The following is a 3211-nucleotide window of genomic DNA, read 5'->3' on the forward strand; positions in this document are numbered from 1 at the left end:
CTGTTTGCTTCTACCGTCCCACCATCGCTTCCGGCCTTACCACTCGGTCGAACGTCGCCTCGTCGACCAGCTCCAAGTCCAGCCCCGCTTCCTTCAGCGTCATCCCTTCGGCATGCGCATGCTTCGCGATCTTCGCCGCATTGTCGTAGCCGATCTCTGGCGCGAGCGCGGTGACCAGCATCAGCGAGCGGTCGACCAACTCGGCGATTCGCCGCCGATCCGGCTCCAACCCCTCGACACAGCGCTCGGCGAAACTCTCCATCCCGACCGCCAGCAGATCGATCGAGCGGAGTACCGCGGCCCCGATCATCGGCTTGAACACGTTGAGCTCGAGATGCCCCTGCATCCCGCCGACCGTCACCGCCTGGTGATTGCCGATCACTTGCGCCGCGACCATCGTCAGCATCTCGCACTGGGTCGGATTGACCTTGCCCGGCATGATCGAGCTGCCCGGCTCGTTTGCCGGCAGTACCAGCTCGCCGATGCCCGAGCGCGGACCCGATCCGAGCAGGCGAATGTCGTTGGCGATCTTGGTCAGGGCCACCGCCAGGCTGTTCAGTCGTCCCGAAAAATCGACCAAAGTATCGTTCGACGCCAGCGCCTCGAATTTGTTGGGTGCGGTCTCGAACGCAAAGCCGGTCAGTTTCGACAATTCGGCGGCGATTTCCTCGGCGAATCCGGCGGGGGCGTTGAGCCCCGTCCCCACCGCCGTCCCGCCTTGCGCCAGCTTCGACAAAGCATGGATGACAAACGGTTCGGTACGGGTACGGGCCAGCTTGAGCTGCGCATAATAGCCGGAGAATTCCTGCCCCAGCGTCAGCGGCGTCGCATCTTGCAAATGCGTCCGCCCGATCTTCACGATATCGTCCCATGCCTCCGCTTTGGCGAGCAGCGCGTCGGCGAGGCGATCGAGCGCGGGAAGCAGCCGCCGCGTCGCCGCGAGCGCCGCCGCGACATGAAGCGCGGTCGGAAAGCTGTCGTTGGACGACTGGCTCATATTGACGTCGTCATTGGGGTGGATCGGCGTCTTGCCGCCACGCTTACCGGTCAGCATCTCGTTAGCGCGGCCGGCGATCACCTCGTTGACGTTCATGTTCGACTGGGTGCCGCTGCCAGTCTGCCAGATGACCAGCGGAAACTGATCGTCGAGCTTGCCCGCGACCACTTCCCCTGCCGCCGCCTCGATCGCGTCGGCCTTCTCGGCCGCCAGTCCGTGCGCGCGATTCACCCGCGCCGCCGCCTGTTTCACCAGAGCGAGCGCATGGACGATCGCGATCGGCATCCGTTCGCGCTCGCCGAACGGGAAATTCTCGATCGATCGCTGGGTCTGCGCGCCCCAATAAGCGGTCGCCGCAACCTCGATTGCGCCGATCGAATCAGTTTCAGTTCGGGTGTCGGTCATCGCGCAGGCTCCTCATCGGGCAGTATGTCCGACTTGGCGTCACCGAATGCCGGGCACAAGCCTTGTGCGGGCCCGACTACCGGACAAGGCCCCGGAAATGGAGGCGATCCCGCGCTCGCGCCGTTCCGATAGAAATCGCAAAAGGGCTAGAAGAGCTTCGGATCGGACCGAGCCGAGTAACGACTATAATCCCGGGCGGAGAAAACATAACGAAAGTAGTAAGTTGTCAACTGCTGTCGATTATCTATGCGAGAATGCTGCGCCGAGTCCCGCTCTCTCTGCTTCGCCCCGGCATGTTTCTTCACGCCATAGAGGGCTCGTGGCTCAGCCATCCGTTCTGGCGCCGCCGGTTCCTGTTGCGATCGGACGGCGAGATCGCCGCCCTGCGCGACGCGGGCATCGCCTTCGTGACGATCGACACCGCGCGGGGACTCGCGCCGATCGACGACGAGCCGGAGCCGATCATCATCACTGAACCCGTCGTCGCCAACATCCCCACGGGCATCACCGCCGAACGCGAGCGCGCCGCCGACATCGTCGTGCGCACCAGGGAAATCATCCGCGGCGTTTTCGAGGGCGCGCGGACGGGAAAGGCGATCGACTCCGACCAGGTCTCCGCGGTCGTCGACGAGATTTCGGAATCGGTGCAACGCAATGCCTATGCCCTGATCGGCATCGTCCGGCTCAAGTCTAAGGACGATTACAGTTATCTGCATTCGGTCGCGGTGTGCGCGCTGATGGTCAATTTCGCCCGCCACCTTGGACTGGCGGACGACATGGTGCGCGAACTCGGCCTGGCGGGACTGTTACACGACATCGGCAAGATGGACGTGCCGTCCGAAATCCTCAACAAACCCGGCCGGCTGACTGACGAGGAATTCGCCATCGCGCGACTCCATCCCGAACGCGGCTGCGCGATTCTCGGCCGGGCCGATGCCATTCCCGCTACCGTGATGGACGTCTGCCGCCATCATCACGAAAAGATCGACGGCACCGGCTATCCGTTCGAGCTGAAGGGCAACGAGATCAGCCTGGCAGCGCGGATGGGCGCGATCTGCGACGTCTATGACGCGCTGACGTCGGACCGCGCGTACAAGGAATCATGGTCCCCGATCGAAGCCGTGACCGCGATGCATGGCTGGAACGGACAATTCGATCGCGACCTGCTGTTCACATTCTACCAGAGCATTGCGGTGTTCCCGGTCGGCATGGTCGTCCGCCTGCGCTCGCAGCGCCTGGCGATCGTGCTGTCCAATGGCCGCCGCGCCAGCCGCCCGCGGCTGCGTGTCTTCTACGACACTGCCGCGAACAGCCTGGTCGATCCGCGCGATATCGTTCTGGCGGATGACGATGCGTGCAAGACCGTCATTCGCCAGGAGAATCCCTCCGATTGGGGAGCGCATGACTGGCCGGCATTGTGTGCGCATATGCTGCAGGAGAGCGAAAAGCTCGACCGCGAGCTGGTCGAGCGGTTGTGGACGGGAGTCGAGGCGTCGCCAGGGGAAACGGTCGAGATGCCCGCCAGCGATCGCGTCTCGCGCTGGCGGCCGAGTCAACGGCTCGATTGAGCCAAGCCGTCATCGTAGCCAGGCAATCGCCTCAATCGTCATGCCGGGCTTGTCCCGGCATCCACCGCCGCGCAACAAAACCTCACCTCGCCAATGGAGGAGTGGACCCCGGCACAAGGCCGGGGCGACGGCGGGAAATATGGCCAATTTATAGACACCATCCCCGTGGGAAGCAGACCTCCTCAGGCCGTCACGGAAGTAAATTCCGTGACGTCGGACGCGGCTTTGCCGCGCCGGCCGG

Annotated in this window: 2 protein-coding genes; one reads left to right on the plus strand and one right to left on the minus strand. The window is 63.8% G+C overall.

Annotated elements, in window-relative coordinates:
• Window positions 1-10 precede the first annotated feature (10 nt).
• Entirely contained in the window at window positions 11-1402 is a 1392-nt protein-coding gene (gene fumC, locus SPR01S_RS20830; protein ID WP_066593743.1) for a class II fumarate hydratase, read from the minus strand.
• A 254-nt stretch (window positions 1403-1656) separates the two neighbouring features.
• Between fumC and SPR01S_RS20835 the strand changes: the two genes are divergently transcribed.
• The gene (locus SPR01S_RS20835) at window positions 1657-2970 is read left to right on the plus strand and encodes an HD-GYP domain-containing protein (protein WP_084251343.1); all 1314 of its coding nucleotides are present in this window, start codon (window positions 1657-1659) and stop codon (window positions 2968-2970) included.
• The last annotated feature ends 241 nt before the right edge of the window (window positions 2971-3211 follow it).

This window comes from Sphingomonas pruni NBRC 15498, assembly GCF_001598455.1.
Lineage (GTDB): Bacteria > Pseudomonadota > Alphaproteobacteria > Sphingomonadales > Sphingomonadaceae > Sphingomonas > Sphingomonas pruni.